This is a genomic window from Pseudomonas sp. GM79 (genome assembly GCF_000282495.1).
Lineage (GTDB): Bacteria > Pseudomonadota > Gammaproteobacteria > Pseudomonadales > Pseudomonadaceae > Aquipseudomonas.
In genome coordinates this window covers 1-14,258 of record NZ_AKJE01000111.1, presented here as the reverse complement: position 1 = coordinate 14,258, position 14,258 = coordinate 1, and the positions used below count along the sequence as shown (strand labels likewise).

The following is a 14,258-nucleotide window of genomic DNA, read 5'->3' as shown; positions in this document are numbered from 1 at the left end:
ATCCCTTCCCTGGGGATCATGACGCAGGGAAGGTTTTGGATTGGCTCAGTCGGCAGATCTCTCAGACGGTATTGGGGAAAGACCTGTCAGAAGAGCTTCGAGAGGAGCATGGTAAATCGAATCAGCGCCTTTGAATTTCGGATTTTCTGGCAGCTTAGATTTCAGCACTCCAATCAAATCGATCATTTTATTTCGCTTATCGAAGCCGACGGCTCCCAAGGAAACCCCAATCGCTGTAAGCGCTGCTAGCGTCCCGGCCTCAAACGGCGTGATGACATGAGCTCCCTCGCCGATACCAGCTTCCTTTTCAAGCGATTTCAGTCTCTCATCGAGACTTAGCATGCTAATTCCAGCATTGTTTTCGCTCACATTGACCTCCAAGTCATAAACGCGCCGAAAATGGCGCAATCCCAGTCCTTGGGCTTGCAGGCAAAGGACTGGGGAATTCCTTTATTCGGTTGCCTTCATGCCGTCATAAGGTAGAAGGGTAATATCGACCTGCAGGAGGTGACCGTCTTTGCCTTTCACAATCTCTAGCGGAACTCCAGGGTGAAGGATTTGTGTGACTACCCATCCACCGGTGAAGGTGTACTTCACTTCAACCGGAGTAGGGGCGCCACGAAAATTAAACACAAGTGGTTCGCCGAGTGGGGTCATCCTAAGAGATTCGGTGAACTGCTCAGATAGTTCCGCGTTTCGTTTCATAGTCGACTCCTGCGAGTGAGGCATTACGCTACTACAGGGCTTGCTGGGGCGTTACTGGGGATTCGTACAGGCGAAAAAAAACCGGACTGACCGGGCTCTGAGTTGGCTATATGGATTTGCAGGGTGCGGCTCAGGCTTTCCGTTTATGGTTAACAATGAGTCGTCGCGGTGGTTCGAGCGTCTCGTTATCCCGCTTGGTGATACTAGGCATCTCAATCTCTGGAGCGTCAGGAATGGACTCATCGTCGCCGTAAGTAATCCAAATCGACTCACCTCCGTCCCATTCGAAGCTATAACCAGCTTCATCAAGTTCTTGGCTGAGCTCAATCTGGATCTTTGCGAGGTACTCTGACGGAAGCGATTCCAATCCCAAGTCACTAAGCGATACGTCTGCACTGTTCAAGCCTCGGACGATCGATTGGTTTATTGCGACTCTGATTCGCTCTCGCACCACGGCTGGCAAGCTCATTCGGGCGATAGACGCATATTCCTTTGCCTTATCAGCAGCGAAAAGCTCTTCTCCGTTTTTGCCATCAGCGAGAAGGCTGAGATTGAGGCGAGCGACAATCTCAGCAGTTAAGGATCGCCCGCTCTCTTTGGCGGCCTGCTCAAGATCTGTCTTGAGTTCGGCCGGTATCCTGAAATTAACCTGAAGGTCTGTTCTGCTCATTTCTAAATAATGAAGCACGGTGCTATTGACTGCAATAAAGCACGGTGCTTAAATTAATCTAAGCACGGTGCTTAGAAGGGAGAGATTGGCATGAAGGTACGTGAAATGGCGCAAGTAGTTTTTCGGGCAGAGCCGGATATTAAAGCCTGGCTAGAAAGGAAGGCTCTGCAGGAGGAGCGCAGTCAGAACTGGCTGGTTGGCAAGGCTCTCAGGGAGGCAATGCAGCGAGATGAGCAAATCAAACGGGCATAAAAAAACCCCAGCGCTGGCCGGCGCTGAGGTTTGGGGTAACGAGATCAACTACCAGGAAGAAATCGTCATGAGTAATGCTACCGCAATTCCAGTAGAAAACAATGTCCAGAGTCGGACTGCGCAGATTATCTCGTTCAAATTTGGTAAGCAGCAGGTTCGGACGCTGTTGATTGACGAACAGCCTTGGTTCGTTGCTGCGGACGTCTGCGGCTCACTCGCCATAGGCAACGTGTCGCTGGCTGTGAATGGCCGTGCGGATCGGGAAGGTGACGGCCTGGATGCAGACGAGAAGGGTATTGCCAGTGTCAACACCCCCTCTGGCGATCAGGAAATGCTGGTAGTTAACGAATCTGGCTTGTACTCCCTCATCTTCAAGAGTCGTAAGGCTGAGGCGAAGCGCTTCAAGAAGTGGGTGACTGCCGAAGTGCTCCCAGCAATTCGCAAGCATGGCCAGTACGATGATCAAGGCAAAATGACAGTGTTGTTGGATCAGCTTAGCTTGAGCCAATTCAACATCATCAAAGGGGTAATTCGAGACAAAGCAAAAGCTGTTCCGGCCGAAAATCGTCAGAGCTTTCAGCTGGTGATGCACAACCGCCTTCACACTCGCTTCAATGTGTCTCGCACCGAACTGATCCCTGCGAGCGAATTCGAGTCGGCCTGCAGCTTCGTCGCGAGTTACGCGATCGAGGGCGAATACCTGGGCCGGGAAGAGAAGGGGGTTGAACTTCCGGCCGAGCTTTCACCGACACAGCGTTTCATCGTCTTCACCGATGGCGCTGGCAATCGGCAGGTCCACCCGGTTCCTATTGATGCGTTCGTGATGTCGCCGATGCAGTTTCTCGGTGCTATTGCTGGAGAGAATGGCATTCACGTTCCACCAGCAGATCTTTTCGATTTTGCTTTGGCGGCAATGGCCAAGCTGAAGTGGAAGGTGGCGGCATGAGTGCGCTGATGACGGTTCCATTTCATGGCGTAAACTTGATGCTGGTTGACCTCAACGGTCAGCCGTATGTGCCAATGCGCCCAGTTGTAGAGGGAATTGGGCTGGATTGGGGAGGTCAGCATAAGAAGCTGACCGCGAACCCTGCGCGCTGGGGTGTCTCCGTAACGGAGATACCTTCAGCGGGGGGGATCCAGCAGGTCGCTTGCCTGCCATTGCGTAAGCTCGCAGGGTGGCTTTCAACCGTTCAAACCGGTCGAGTAAAAGACGAGCGAGTTCGAAACAAAATTGTTGAGTATCAAAATGAATGCGATGACGCGCTCTGGAAATATTGGAATGACGGGCATGCAGTCAATTCGCGATCACATCCACCGGCAGCCAATGACTCGGCCGTAGAGTTTGGTAGGCTTGCGCTAGCTCACCTGCCGAATCTCGGCGATACCAGTAAACAGGCTTTGCTCAGCCACATTTCAGAGCTTGCCTTCGGGCAGCGTTTGATCCCTCTACCCAAGGTCGAAGAAAGCCTGAAGCTGGCGGGTGAGGTGGGGCAGTTGTTCGGAGTCAGCGCACAAAAAATCGGTCGGCTTGCGAATCAGCACGGTCTGAAAACGGACCAGTACGGCGAACTTAGACTCGACAAGTCGAAGTATAGTGATCGGCAGTGCGAGACCTTTTTCTATAACAGTGCAGCAGTTGACCGTTTCCAGGAGATTCTCGGCGAAGGTTGAGACGCAACAGCCAGGGACGGCCTACCTCCCGATCAACGAAGAACCCCGCCCATGCGGGGCTTTCGTATTGCCCCTTCGTTGGTGATAAAGTCCCCCAAATCTCAGTGAGGGAACGACATGAAATTATTCGTAGGGGCGTTGGCTGTTGCATTGCTGGCTGGGTGCTCGTCGCCGGGCGACGTCAAGAAAAATGAACCAACAATAAGCGCGTCAACCAGCAAGTCGGCCAAGAAGTACGCTCTGTGCGTTTTCCCGAGATGGCAGGAGCAGCGCACTACGTCGACCATGTCTGAAACAGATAACGGATATCGATTGGTCGTCGCTACAGAGATGATGACCGATGAGGTTCTTGAGATTTCCAAAGCTGGCGCAGGTAGCAAGGTCGCACTGTATCAGCGGATGCCGTGGTCGAAGATGTGGGGCAGAGGCGCCTTAGAAGCGGCCGTACGCGAGTGCCTTTAAAGAGGTCATTTTATCCAGAACCGCCATTCGGCGGTTTTTTTACGCCAGGAGAAAACAGTGGTCCCAAAATCTTCAAACCAATCAATGACCACCATTTTGCTTTCTGGTCCGCTCGCAAGAATGTTCGGACGAAGGCATTACCGAGAATTGGGGACAAAATCCGTCGGTGAGGCATTCAAGGCCTTGAAGTGCACAATCGATGGTTTTGAACAGGCAATCAAAGATTTGGATCGGCGCGGCATGCGATTTGCGATCTTCCGCAATCGGAAGAATGTACGCGAAGAAGATTTTGCACTTGGTGGAACCAAGGAAATCCGAGTCGTTCCAGTGATATCTGGAAGCAAACGCGCTGGGGTACTCCAAACAATTATTGGTGTGGTGCTCATCGCTGCTTCTTTCTTTGTTGGAGGAGCTGGCCCAAGTCTTTTTTCTGCTGGTGTTGGTCTCACTATTGGCGGTGTTGTGCAACTGCTAAGCCCCCAAGCAACTGGGCTTAAGCAAAGCGCATCCCCCGAAAACGCCCCGTCCTACGCCTTCGGCAGCGCCAAGAACACCACCGCAAGCGGCAACCCGGTGCCGATCTGCATCGGCGAACGCCGGTGGGGCGGGATGATCATTTCTGCCTCGATCTACGCCGAAGACAAAGCGTAAGCAGCACACAGCAAGCAGGCCGCCCGCGAGGCGGTTTTTTTATGCCTGGAGGAAAGCATGGGCGCAGCACAGAAAATCGACATCCGCGGTGAGAAGGGCGGCAGCAGCAAGCCGAAGTCGCCGACTGAGGCCAGCGACAGCCTGCGCTCGACCAACCTGGCCAAGCTGCTGATCGCCGTGGGCGAGGGCGAGTTCGACGAAACCCCGACCGACTACGACATCTATCTCGACAACACCCCGATCCGGGATGCGAGCGGCAACTACAACTTCCCGAATGTGAAGTGGGACTGGCGCCCGGGCTCCGTGGACCAGACCTATATCCCTGGTATCCCTTCAGTCGAGAATGAAACCTCGCTGAACGTGGAACTGCGCAGCGACTCCCCGTGGGTACGCTCGATCACCAACATTCAGCTGTCGGCCGTGCGCGTGCGTTTCGCCTGGCCGGCGCTGCAGCGTCAGGATGATGAAGGCAACATCGTTGGCTACCGCATCGAGTACGCAATCGACGTGGCCACCGATGGTGGCGCCTATCAGCAAGTGGCAGTGGACGCCGTGGACGGCAAGACCACCACGCGCTACGAGCGCTCCCGCCGGATCGATCTGCCAGACGCTACCACCGGCTGGCAGATCCGCGTGCGGCGCCTGACGCCGAACCAGAACAGCAACAAGATCGCCGACAACATGCTGATTGCCGGCTTCACCGAAGTGATTGACGCGAAGCTGCGCTACCCGAATACAGCGCTGCTCTACATCGAATTCGACGCCGAGCAGTTCACCAACATTCCGGCCGTCACCGTGAAGTGCCGGGCGCGTCGCTGGCAGGTACCGAGCAACTACGACCCGATCGCACGCACCTACACCGGGACGTGGGACGGCAGCATGAAGCAAGCCTGGACCAATAACCCGGCCTGGATCACTTACGGCGTGTGCACCGAGGACCGTTTCGGCCTGGGCAAGCGCATCAAGCCGTTCATGGTGGACAAGTGGGAGCTGTACCGGATTTCGCAGTACTGCGATCAGTTGGTGCCGAACGGCCTCGGCGGTACCGAACCGCGCTTCCTGTGCGACATGAACCTTCAGGGCAAGGCCGATGCCTGGTCGCTGCTGCGCGATATCGCCGGCATTTACCGGGGCATGACCTACTGGGCTCAGGGCCAGCTTGTGATGCAGGCCGATATGCCGCGCGCGCAGGACTTCGACTACGTGTTCACCCGGGCTAACGTCATCGACGGGAAGTTCTCGTACGGCAGCGCCTCGGCGAAGACCCGATACACCCGCGCCTTGGTCAGCTACGACAACCCGGCGAACAACTACGACACCGACGTCATTCCATTTGCGGATCTGGATCTGCAACGGCGTCTGGGCGACAAACCGACCGAGCTGAGCGCCATTGGCTGCACGCGCGCCTCTGAGGCCCAGCGCCGCGGCAAGTGGGCGATCCTCAGCAACAATCAGGATCGCACCGTATCGTTCAAGACCGGCATGGAGGGCGTGATTCCGCTCCCTGGCCACATCATCCCGGTGGCGGATTCGCTGCTGGCTGGTCGCGAGGTGGGCGGGCGCATCTCTGCGGTTGCTGGTCGCGTGGTGACGCTCGACCGTGACACCCAGGCCAAGGCTGGCGACCGGCTGATCATCAACCTGCCGGGCGGCCGTGCCGAAGGGCGCACCGTGCAGAGCGTGAACAACCGAGCGGTGACGGTGAGCACCAACTACAGCGAGGCGCCGCTACCGCAATTGCAATGGGCGCTTGATGCCGATGATCTGGCGATTCCGCTCTATCGCGTATTACGGACCAAGCGCACTGCTGAGGGCGACTTCGAAATCAGCGCACTGCAATATGAGCCGAGCAAGTTCGCTTACATCGACACCGGTGCCCGCCTGGAAGAGCGGCCGATCAGCGTGATTCCGATCACCGTGGTTCCGGCGCCGACCAGTATCACCGTTACGTCGAACTCGGTTGTCTCGCAGGGCATCGCCATCGCCACCATGACCATCACCTGGCCCGCGGTGCCCGGTGCGGTGGGTTATGACGTGGAGTGGCGCAAGGACAGCGGCAACTGGATCAAGCTGCAGCGCACCGGGATGACCAGTGTCGATGTGGTCGGGATTTACGCCGGTGCCTACGTGGCTCGCGTACGTGCGGTGAGCGCCTTCGACATCTCGTCGATCTGGCGTAATTCGATGCTCACCCAGCTCAAGGGAAAGGAAGGTCTGCCGCCGGCGGTGTCGTACCTGACGGCCACGCCGCTGCTGTTCGGCATCTACCTGAAGTGGGGTTTCCCTGCCGGGGCCGAGGATACCCAGCGCACGGAGCTCTGGTACGGGCCGACGACCAGCCTGGAGATGGCGACAAAGATGACGGACCTATCGTATCCGCAAAGCGACTTCTCGATGCTGGGCTTGCGCGCCGGCGTGACCTTCTATTTCTGGGCGCGCTTGGTGGACCGGATCGGCAACATCGGTCCGTGGTATCCGGTGGGTATCGGTGTGCAGGGGCAGTCGAGCGCTGATGCTGCGGCGATTCTTGAAATGATCGCTGGAGAGATCGGCCGCACGGAACTTGGCCAAGACATCCTGGACGAAATCGACAAAATCCCGGGCCTTCAGGCTCAGATTGATGCGCTTGATGGGCTGATGGGCTACGACCCGGAAGCAACCTACGAAGAATACGATCTTGTGGTTGTCGGAAAGCGGATCTACCAGGCGACCGGCGAAGTGCCAATCAACACGACGCCGCCGAACGCGACCTACTGGCTGGATGTCGGTCAGTCGATCGAGACAGCGAACGGGCTGGCGCAACAAGTTGCCTTTAACACCGCCGATATCACCGAGCTCGACGGCGTGGTCACGGCCCAGGCTACGGCGTTCCAAGCCTTGCGCGCCTCTTCCCGTGATGACAACGGGGAGGGTGATTTGGCCGACGCCCTGAAGGGCTGGACCAGCACTGCGGCCATCGCCTCGGAAAGTAGCGTAAGAGCTTCGGAAAACGAGGCAACAGCACGCCGCCTGACCACCTTTGACGCAAAGATTGGCGAGAACGCAGCGAACATCACCGAGCTGGAACAGGTGGTTGCCACCAACGAGTCAGCAACGGCCACGAAGATTGACCAGTTGAATGTGTCGGTGGGACAAAACACCGCTGCGATTCAGCAAACATCGACGGCCTATGCCGATACCGCTGGCAAGCTGAGCACTATGTGGTCGGTGAAGATGCAGGTCACTGCGGGCGGCCAGTACATCGCGGCCGGTATCGGTCTTGGCATCGAGAACACCGGAGCCGGCCTGCAAAGCCAGTTCCTGGTGAGCGCTGACCGCTTCGCCATAGTCAACACCATCGCCGGCGGGGCCATCTCGGTGCCGTTTGCGGTGCAGGGTGGCCAGGTGTTCATGAACTCGGCGTTCATCGCTGACGGCACCATCACCAACGCCAAGATCGGCAGCTACATCAGCTCGACCAACTATATCGCCGGCCAGCAAGGCTGGATCCTCAACAAGGACGGAACACTTGAGATCAACGGTATTGTCCCGGGGCAGGGTCGACTGGTGATCAACTCGCTGAACGTCTCGGTCTATGACGCGAACAACGTGCTGCGTGTGCGGCTTGGATATCTGGGGTGAAAGATGGCTTATGGAATGCGGGTCTGGGGCGGCGATGGATCGCTCCAGGTCGACGAGAACTCTTTCACCATCCGTGTGGCGCTGTCGGTCCTGGTGACCTTCCCCGTAGGCGGCAGCAAGACCAATCAGGACTTCTCGGTCCCTGGGGTTGGTCCGGGCAATGGATCTGCCATCGTCGTACCTGTCGGGGCTTACAGCGACAGTCAGATGCAGTTCGAAACTGAGCTCGTCGACAATGTCGCACGGGTCTACAACCATACGCGTGGCTTCGCGGCGAGCACTATCGCGAGCGGGACTATGCGCCTGATCGTGATGAGGTTCAGCTGATGGCATACGGACTTCAGTTCACGAACAGCAGCAATACCGTGGTTCTCGATTCGGAATATGCGCGCCTAATGGTGATCTCTTCCGGACGGTTCGCGCCGACGGAAGAATCGGGCTTGGGCTCGACGACGTATTTCGCAACGCCCGTAACCTCTCAGGAACCGCCGCTGGTCTTTGTCCGGCCTGACACCGTTAGTGGCGTGGCAGGCCTTTGTCAAATGCGCCTGATCGGCTCGGCCGGCAACTGGACGGGGTTCTACGTCCGCGCCTATGACGTGAACACCGCACAGCCTAATGGTCGATATTTCGTCGCCGCCTTTGCAGCACAGGCGGCAGCTCAATACGGCATGCGGTTGTGGAATGGAGCAGGGGCCTTGTTGTTTGATTCTGGGACGCCAAATGCCACGTTTACCCGTTCGTTTCAGAACTGGAGCTACGTCAGGTACGACACTACCGCGCAAGGTTTGACCAGAATCTACTACACCGTTCCGTTCAACTTTCCACAGAACGAATACATGTTGTTGAACACCTTCGGCATGAACATGACGTCGGGCAGCGGTATTCCCCGCAATCTCTACTGCTGGTGGGATTTCCCAAACAACACGCTATACGCAATCACCATCGCCGCTACTAACCCGATCGCGTTTTTCTTGCCTGCTGTATTCGCAAAACTCGCCGCTTAAATAAATCAAAATAGGAAGTAAGCCATGCCCTGGTACAAATCAGGAACGGTTTCTGTTACCCAAAATTCCAATGCCGTGATCGGCACCGGCACTGCATTTATTGCCAACAGCCGGGTAGGTGATGCCTTCCGGGGGCCGGATGGCGGCTGGTATGAGTTGACCAACATCGCCAGCGATACGGCGGTGTCGATTTCGCCAAATTACCAGGGGACCACGAATGGGGCGGGAGGTTATGCGCTGGCACCGCTGCAGGGGTACGTCAAGGATTCAGCCGATGCGCTGCGCTCTCTGGTCAACCTGTATGGCGCCAAGATGGCGGCGCTAGGCACGACGGGCAATTACGATGTTTTGCCGGTAACCAAAGGTGGTACTGGAGCGACCAGCGATACCGCTGCAAGAGCGGCACTATCAGCCGCCAAGAGTGGCGCCAACTCGGATATCACCGCGCTTACGGGATTGACAACCGCGTTGACAGTTACCCAGGGCGGAGTAGCGGAGAGCTTTATTGATGGCCTTATACCGACGTGGAATAGTGGATCTTCAATCACCATCGGAACCGGATCGGCATACATTCCATCCCTCGGGAAGAGCATAAAGGTCGTTGCACCAATTGTTGTATCAGGAATGGCTGGGCTCACAACCGATGCCTTCATTTTCTTTTACCTCTACAACAACAACGGAACACCAGCTGTAGAGTACTCGACCACTTGGCCGGCTCAGCCGTACTCTGGATTAGCAAGAACCAAGAATCTCGATACCAGCCGTCGCATGATCTTTTGCGCGCGCACTGATAGCTCTGGAAATATTTACAATTTCAAATATTCATTTGAGAACGTATTTTATGTTGCGAACGTTTCGGCGGTTCCTTTCAGGTGTCTCTCGGGAGGGCTATCAACTTCGTTTGTTACTGTTTCGCTTGCGGCTGTCGTCCCTCCACATACGCAGTCCGTAATCTTGAGAGGCAGTTGTGCTGTGGGCACGGTTGGACTATTGACCATTCCCGCGGTAGGCGGATTAGCGATGGTGGCAATTGATGGGGGAGCAAGGAATCAGATTAATTTCGTCACGGATACTAACCAAGCGGTAGCTTACTCTTTAAGTGCCGCCAGTGGTTCGGGAATGTATATTGACGTTGCCGGCTATGGAATGGAGAGATAAAGCATGCCATACGCAATTACAGAAACAGGCTGGCGTTCAATCGAAGTGGATTGGCCCTTGACTGGCGGTGAGATATGCGTCGATGAGATTCCTCAGTCGCTCGTAGATAAAATTGTTAAGGCTGAGATAGTTTGTCAGAATCTTGAAGTGCTTCTATCAAAACAGCAAAAAGCAAATGAGGTGATAAGTCCTTTGCAAGCTGGCGTCGACATTGACGAAATCAGCGAAGAGGAGCTTTCCAGGTGGAGGTCCTGGAAACGCTATTTTATAGCACTGAGTAATACCCCGACACGGGCAGGCTGGCCAAGCGATCCTGATTGGCCAGTCGTGCCCGATTGAAAGCTCCTAAGCGATAGATGTCTTGTATTTTATTTTTTTAGAGATGGATTCCCCTTTTGAACGCAGGGGCGTCTCTATTAGTCTGTAGCTAAGTTCTGCAAGAATTAATGTCATGCCTAAAAAGGCAGTTATGTAAATAGCCGTGTGCGGAACATCAAAATTAGTCGGGGTTGGGTCGTTGAAGTCGTTGAAAAATATTTGCCGCACCAACGACAAGCATATCGCGTGCGTTAAGTATATGGCATATGAACGTGACCCAATGTAGCTGGATAATTTAGCCACAGTAGCGTTCTTCGTGAAGTATGACCCGTTGTAGCTTGCGATCCATACGAGTAGGGCGGAACCTAAGGCTGTCAGCCCCATCGCGAAAGGAAGTGGGGGGGTTGGTGCTGTCAGGGATGCTAATAGGGGCATCATTCCTGATAGTAGTAGGATGGTTGCCAATTTACTGCTCAAGAATGTTGGCTCAAGTTTTGTGTACGAAGCTGATCCGTGCCAGAGTGCTAATAGTACTCCAAAGGAAATAGCGTCAGTTCTCACAGCCCAGAGTTCTGGAGTGGGCTTGATAAGCTGTCTGGTAATAAAAAATTGAGCCAAAATCAATGTGATAAATAATAAAGGCATCCAACGCTTACCAAGTATCACGGCAACGATGGGTAGTGCGAAATAAAACTGGTTCTCTAACGAAAGACTCCAGTAAATTCCTGTATCGCCTAGTGTTCCTGCGTCCCTGGCACCTGAATAGATAATGTTGAAGTACTGGAGTGCTGCTGCAGTGGCGGCTGGCAGGATCTGATTGAATTCAAGGAAGACGCCTTTTTTACTGAAGAAATAAGAAAGCGCAAGGCATACACCAATCCAAAATAGTGCAGAAGGCATCAATCTCCAGAACCTTCTTACCCAGAATGGCACTGCTAGGCTTAGTAGCGAAGATAATGATCTTGATACAGGGATTTCGTTCTTGATTGATTTTGTAATGATAAAGCCGGATACACAGAAAAATATGTCTACGCCATAACCAAATCGGAAATTTTCCAAGACTAGCCAATAAATTGATTTGGGGGAAAGGATGATGGCGATGTGCGCAAAAATGACTAATATAATAGCTAGTGCTCGAAGGGCTTCTATGTCGCTATTTTTTTTCATTTTTGTGTGGTTTGCTATATGCATTGTCCTAACTCTTGATCCTTCGCAGGGTTCGATTTCGACGTATTGAGCAAAATTTCGTTGGGGCATTCTACAGATGTTCTCTTATTTGATGCGCTGCGCCCGCCATTGAGCGGGCTTTTTTTTGCCTGGAGAAAACTATGACCGAAACCGAAACCGAAACCGAAACCGAAACCGAAAAAGATCGAGATGTCCTCGCCCGCACTTTGTGGGGAGAGGCTCGCGGCGAAAGCCTTACTGGTCAGATCGCTGTGGCATGGACCATCCGCAACCGCGTGAACGATGGCAAGGCCAAGTCGTGGTGGGGGGAAGGCTACGCCGGCGTGTGCCTGAAGCCATACCAGTTCAGTTGCTGGAACAAGAACGACCCAAACTACCCGTACCTTTGTGGAAGCAAGCCGATACCTGCCGCTGAGTTCGCCCGGGCGCAAAAGGCAGCCGACCTGGTGATGTCTGGTGCAGAGCCTGATTCTACGGGAGGCGCGACCCACTACTACGCGACCACGATGCCGAAAGCGCCCGCCTGGGCTGTGGGAGCGAAGCTGACACTGAAGCTCGGCCACCACTTTTTCTTCAGGGATGTGCCGTGAATGCCTTCGCAAACCGTCGCGAAAACCCCTATTCGCAGGCGTCCTGGCTATTTCGATTTCATAGGTGCATCGCGCCGCCAATGCTACAGTTCTCCTCTAATCGAAAGAGGGGCGGCGAGTGAGCGAAGGAAAGGGGATTTTCAAGGCTGCCATGCATCTGCTGGCGCATATCTTGGTCGGCACTGCTATGTTTATAGCTATCGCAGCAATTGCTTCCATCCTCGAAAAATTCGTACATTGGCTGGAGCAGCAGGGCGTTAGTGAAAACCTTATAGTGGTTTTTGTCTGGGTAGAGCATCTGCTGTTTTATCTAGACATATCCTGCTTTGTGATAATGTTGTTAGGTGCCACGTATACATTTGTGCGTGAAGTCTGGCTGGAGGTGCGTGCCCAATGAGCATGTTCAAAGAAGAATTTCTTAAAGCCGCGAGGGAAACACCTCGAATGTTCTTCGCCCCTATTGTCGGCGCAGTGGAAGCCGTTCGTCGCGAATTCAAGGTGCTCGGTAAAGACAAGGAAAAGGACAAGGAAAAGGACGACAAAGTCTTAGTGATCCACGTCCGCACATTCAGGCGATTTCGTAAGGCAGCACATAAAGCTCGTAAAGACGCTGTGGCCTCTCGAGATAAAATCGCCTGATTTATGTAGTGCCACCCTCTACAGGGGTTGGCGCTATAACTTCCGGCCCTCGGTTCCGTACATTGCCCACCGCCCGGCCCACCGGGTACCACTCGAACACCTCGGTTGGCTCACCCTGAAATAGCACCATTTGCTCGGCGTGTTCTTTCGGTGTAGCCGGATCCAGCCACTCCCGCGCCAGCTCGGGATTGAGCGTCACCGGCTGGCGATCGTGAATATCCACCATGCCGCCCTTGCTGTCGGCGGTGATGATGACGAATCCGTCATATTCACTCGGTCCAAACTCGGCGCTTGGGTATTGGCCGATCGCGGCGCACAGGATTGGCGCCCGGTCTTTGCGGCGGATCAGATAGGGCTGCTTCTTCGGCCCACCTTCATCGACCCATTCGAACCAGTTGTTGATTGCGATGATTGCCCTGTGTGGCCAGATCGCTTTGAAGAACGCTCCGCGGGCGACTTTCTCTACCCGGGCATTGATCGGCGCGGCGCAGTCCTTGGCCCAGTGCGGCCGCCATCCCCAGCGCACCATGTCGGCCCGGAGAAACTGACCTTCCTGGTGAAAGAGGGCGAGCTGAGCGGACGGCGCGGCGTTGTAGAGCTCGAAAGGCTGGTCGCCTGCATAGTTGATCAGCGCGTTGGGCATGCTCAGCGTCGCGACAAAGTCATGAATGCCGCTGTATTGGGAAAGTCGTCCACACATGGGTCAAGTCCTCCGCCAGTGCTTTCAGCGTAGTCCAGCCCCCTACTGCATAAGAACGAAACGTTACCGATCGTCAGCGTCCAATTGAGCAATCGCCAAATCCTTCGGATACTGTATTTTTATCCAGTATCGAGCAAGCAATGCATTTCCTGATTGTGCCCATGAGAGAGTGCGGCGTCGCCAGATCGAAAAGGGATATCGCCAGTACCGATCCAGTAAAGGGCGATGTCATTTTCTCCAGCGCGCCGTCTGACCTTTTGAAGAGAACAGCCAATACCGCATCTCTGCGACACGGTGCCTGGCCGGGTGACGCACCACCGCTTCGGCCGCTTCTTGATGCTCGCCTGACCAGCATGGCAACGCTCGGTTTCACGTTGAGTGGCCTGGAGGAGGTCGATGGTGTTCTGTATGCACAGTCTTGGTATTGCAGGGAGATTTGATTGTGTTGCGATCGGCAGGACGCCGGAATGCAGGGGCTTTCTTATCGAAAGCCTGTAGGGACTTTTGCGGGGATTCGTAAAGTACGGTTAGTCACGGTACGGCATCGATTGCAGTGGGCGCCGTTCCAAAGGACTGTTTTTTATAGCTTTTTAGCGCCCCTGCAAGCATGGGGTGCTAGGGGTCGA

At 54.8% G+C, this 14,258-nt stretch carries 19 protein-coding genes; 14 read left to right on the top strand and 5 right to left on the bottom strand.

Translation table 11 applies throughout. From position 1 onward, the window contains the following. Positions 1 to 45: 45 nt before the first annotated feature. The 3 genes from PMI36_RS0129980 to PMI36_RS02825 form a co-directional block, all read right to left on the bottom strand. Positions 46 to 369: a hypothetical protein gene (locus tag PMI36_RS0129980; protein ID WP_238543604.1), complete on the bottom strand. Its 324-nt coding sequence runs from the start codon at positions 367 to 369 to the stop codon at positions 46 to 48. Between the two features lie 81 nt (positions 370 to 450). Continuing rightward, positions 451 to 705 carry a hypothetical protein gene (locus tag PMI36_RS02820; RefSeq protein WP_008075739.1) on the bottom strand — a complete coding sequence of 85 codons (255 nt, stop codon included), beginning with the start codon at positions 703 to 705 and terminating at the stop codon, positions 451 to 453. 130 nt (positions 706 to 835) lie between these two features. Continuing rightward, positions 836 to 1,393: an Arc family DNA-binding protein gene (locus PMI36_RS02825; RefSeq protein WP_238543603.1), complete on the bottom strand. Its 558-nt coding sequence runs from the start codon at positions 1,391 to 1,393 to the stop codon at positions 836 to 838. A gap of 72 nt (positions 1,394 to 1,465) precedes the next feature. Here PMI36_RS02825 and PMI36_RS31785 point away from each other — a divergent pair, with 72 nt between their 5' ends. From PMI36_RS31785 to PMI36_RS02860, 10 genes are all read left to right on the top strand, one after another. Then, entirely contained in the window at positions 1,466 to 1,627 is a 162-nt protein-coding gene (locus PMI36_RS31785) for a hypothetical protein (RefSeq protein ID WP_008075737.1), read from the top strand. After that, a complete protein-coding gene (locus tag PMI36_RS02830; protein WP_008075736.1) occupies positions 1,605 to 2,573 on the top strand; it encodes a BRO-N domain-containing protein in 969 nt (322 codons plus the stop codon). Before PMI36_RS31785 ends, PMI36_RS02830 begins: the two co-directional genes overlap by 23 nt. Next, positions 2,570 to 3,298 (top strand): phage antirepressor N-terminal domain-containing protein, encoded by a 729-nt coding sequence (locus tag PMI36_RS30120; protein WP_008075735.1) that lies wholly within the window; start codon positions 2,570 to 2,572, stop codon positions 3,296 to 3,298. The genes PMI36_RS02830 and PMI36_RS30120 overlap by 4 nt, the downstream gene beginning before the upstream one ends. 117 nt (positions 3,299 to 3,415) lie before the next feature. Beyond that, complete coding sequence (locus PMI36_RS02835) at positions 3,416 to 3,760, top strand: hypothetical protein (RefSeq protein WP_008075734.1); 345 nt, start codon at positions 3,416 to 3,418, stop codon at positions 3,758 to 3,760. An 84-nt stretch (positions 3,761 to 3,844) separates the two neighbouring features. Then, entirely contained in the window at positions 3,845 to 4,411 is a 567-nt protein-coding gene (locus PMI36_RS02840; protein ID WP_032830724.1) for a tail assembly protein, read from the top strand. 57 nt (positions 4,412 to 4,468) lie between these two features. Continuing rightward, positions 4,469 to 8,032 (top strand): host specificity protein J, encoded by a 3,564-nt coding sequence (locus PMI36_RS02845; RefSeq protein ID WP_008075732.1) that lies wholly within the window; start codon positions 4,469 to 4,471, stop codon positions 8,030 to 8,032. A 15-nt stretch (positions 8,033 to 8,047) separates the two neighbouring features. Further along, positions 8,048 to 8,359, top strand: coding sequence for a hypothetical protein (locus tag PMI36_RS02850; RefSeq protein ID WP_032830723.1), 312 nt, complete (start codon positions 8,048 to 8,050; stop codon positions 8,357 to 8,359). Beyond that, a complete protein-coding gene (locus tag PMI36_RS02855; protein WP_008075730.1) occupies positions 8,359 to 9,039 on the top strand; it encodes a hypothetical protein in 681 nt (226 codons plus the stop codon). The genes PMI36_RS02850 and PMI36_RS02855 overlap by 1 nt, the downstream gene beginning before the upstream one ends. A 24-nt stretch (positions 9,040 to 9,063) precedes the next feature. Then, positions 9,064 to 10,197, top strand: a complete 1,134-nt coding sequence (locus tag PMI36_RS32180) for a hypothetical protein (protein WP_008075729.1) — start codon at positions 9,064 to 9,066, stop codon at positions 10,195 to 10,197. A gap of 3 nt (positions 10,198 to 10,200) precedes the next feature. Next, positions 10,201 to 10,536, top strand: a complete 336-nt coding sequence (locus PMI36_RS02860) for a tail fiber assembly protein (protein WP_008075728.1) — start codon at positions 10,201 to 10,203, stop codon at positions 10,534 to 10,536. A gap of 6 nt (positions 10,537 to 10,542) precedes the next feature. Here PMI36_RS02860 and PMI36_RS02865 read toward each other — a convergent pair whose 3' ends face one another. Next, positions 10,543 to 11,706 (bottom strand): acyltransferase family protein, encoded by a 1,164-nt coding sequence (locus PMI36_RS02865; RefSeq protein WP_008075727.1) that lies wholly within the window; start codon positions 11,704 to 11,706, stop codon positions 10,543 to 10,545. A 137-nt stretch (positions 11,707 to 11,843) separates the two neighbouring features. Here PMI36_RS02865 and PMI36_RS02870 point away from each other — a divergent pair, with 137 nt between their 5' ends. The 3 genes from PMI36_RS02870 (at position 11,844) to PMI36_RS02880 (ending at position 12,932) form a co-directional block, all read left to right on the top strand. Further along, positions 11,844 to 12,293 carry a cell wall hydrolase gene (locus tag PMI36_RS02870; RefSeq protein ID WP_008075726.1) on the top strand — a complete coding sequence of 150 codons (450 nt, stop codon included), beginning with the start codon at positions 11,844 to 11,846 and terminating at the stop codon, positions 12,291 to 12,293. A 118-nt stretch (positions 12,294 to 12,411) separates the two neighbouring features. After that, positions 12,412 to 12,690 carry a hypothetical protein gene (locus PMI36_RS02875; protein ID WP_008075725.1) on the top strand — a complete coding sequence of 93 codons (279 nt, stop codon included), beginning with the start codon at positions 12,412 to 12,414 and terminating at the stop codon, positions 12,688 to 12,690. Further along, positions 12,687 to 12,932, top strand: coding sequence for a hypothetical protein (locus PMI36_RS02880; RefSeq protein WP_008075724.1), 246 nt, complete (start codon positions 12,687 to 12,689; stop codon positions 12,930 to 12,932). Before PMI36_RS02875 ends, PMI36_RS02880 begins: the two co-directional genes overlap by 4 nt. Before the next feature lies 1 nt (position 12,933). Here PMI36_RS02880 and PMI36_RS02885 read toward each other — a convergent pair whose 3' ends face one another. Next, positions 12,934 to 13,632, bottom strand: a complete 699-nt coding sequence (locus PMI36_RS02885; protein ID WP_008075723.1) for an SOS response-associated peptidase family protein — start codon at positions 13,630 to 13,632, stop codon at positions 12,934 to 12,936. Positions 13,633 to 13,772: 140 nt separating this feature from the next. Here PMI36_RS02885 and PMI36_RS02890 point away from each other — a divergent pair, with 140 nt between their 5' ends. Beyond that, on the top strand, positions 13,773 to 14,072 hold the full coding sequence (locus PMI36_RS02890) for a hypothetical protein (RefSeq protein ID WP_008075722.1): 300 nt from the start codon (positions 13,773 to 13,775) through the stop codon (positions 14,070 to 14,072). Positions 14,073 to 14,258 lie beyond the last annotated feature (186 nt).

What these genes read in the sequence shown, in the direction of transcription:
- PMI36_RS02820 (WP_008075739.1), bottom strand. Translation starts at nt 705, where the DNA reads ATGAAACGAAACGCGGAACTATCTGAGCAGTTCACCGAATCTCTTAGG.
- PMI36_RS31785 (WP_008075737.1), top strand. Translation starts at nt 1,466, where the DNA reads ATGAAGGTACGTGAAATGGCGCAAGTAGTTTTTCGGGCAGAGCCGGAT.
- PMI36_RS02830 (WP_008075736.1), top strand. Translation starts at nt 1,605, where the DNA reads ATGAGCAAATCAAACGGGCATAAAAAAACCCCAGCGCTGGCCGGCGCT.
- PMI36_RS30120 (WP_008075735.1), top strand. Translation starts at nt 2,570, where the DNA reads ATGAGTGCGCTGATGACGGTTCCATTTCATGGCGTAAACTTGATGCTG.
- PMI36_RS02835 (WP_008075734.1), top strand. Translation starts at nt 3,416, where the DNA reads ATGAAATTATTCGTAGGGGCGTTGGCTGTTGCATTGCTGGCTGGGTGC.
- PMI36_RS02840 (WP_032830724.1), top strand. Translation starts at nt 3,845, where the DNA reads ATGACCACCATTTTGCTTTCTGGTCCGCTCGCAAGAATGTTCGGACGA.
- PMI36_RS02845 (WP_008075732.1), top strand. Translation starts at nt 4,469, where the DNA reads ATGGGCGCAGCACAGAAAATCGACATCCGCGGTGAGAAGGGCGGCAGC.
- PMI36_RS02850 (WP_032830723.1), top strand. Translation starts at nt 8,048, where the DNA reads ATGCGGGTCTGGGGCGGCGATGGATCGCTCCAGGTCGACGAGAACTCT.
- PMI36_RS02855 (WP_008075730.1), top strand. Translation starts at nt 8,359, where the DNA reads ATGGCATACGGACTTCAGTTCACGAACAGCAGCAATACCGTGGTTCTC.
- PMI36_RS32180 (WP_008075729.1), top strand. Translation starts at nt 9,064, where the DNA reads ATGCCCTGGTACAAATCAGGAACGGTTTCTGTTACCCAAAATTCCAAT.
- PMI36_RS02860 (WP_008075728.1), top strand. Translation starts at nt 10,201, where the DNA reads ATGCCATACGCAATTACAGAAACAGGCTGGCGTTCAATCGAAGTGGAT.
- PMI36_RS02865 (WP_008075727.1), bottom strand. Translation starts at nt 11,706, where the DNA reads ATGCATATAGCAAACCACACAAAAATGAAAAAAAATAGCGACATAGAA.
- PMI36_RS02870 (WP_008075726.1), top strand. Translation starts at nt 11,844, where the DNA reads ATGACCGAAACCGAAACCGAAACCGAAACCGAAACCGAAAAAGATCGA.
- PMI36_RS02880 (WP_008075724.1), top strand. Translation starts at nt 12,687, where the DNA reads ATGAGCATGTTCAAAGAAGAATTTCTTAAAGCCGCGAGGGAAACACCT.
- PMI36_RS02885 (WP_008075723.1), bottom strand. Translation starts at nt 13,632, where the DNA reads ATGTGTGGACGACTTTCCCAATACAGCGGCATTCATGACTTTGTCGCG.
- PMI36_RS02890 (WP_008075722.1), top strand. Translation starts at nt 13,773, where the DNA reads ATGCATTTCCTGATTGTGCCCATGAGAGAGTGCGGCGTCGCCAGATCG.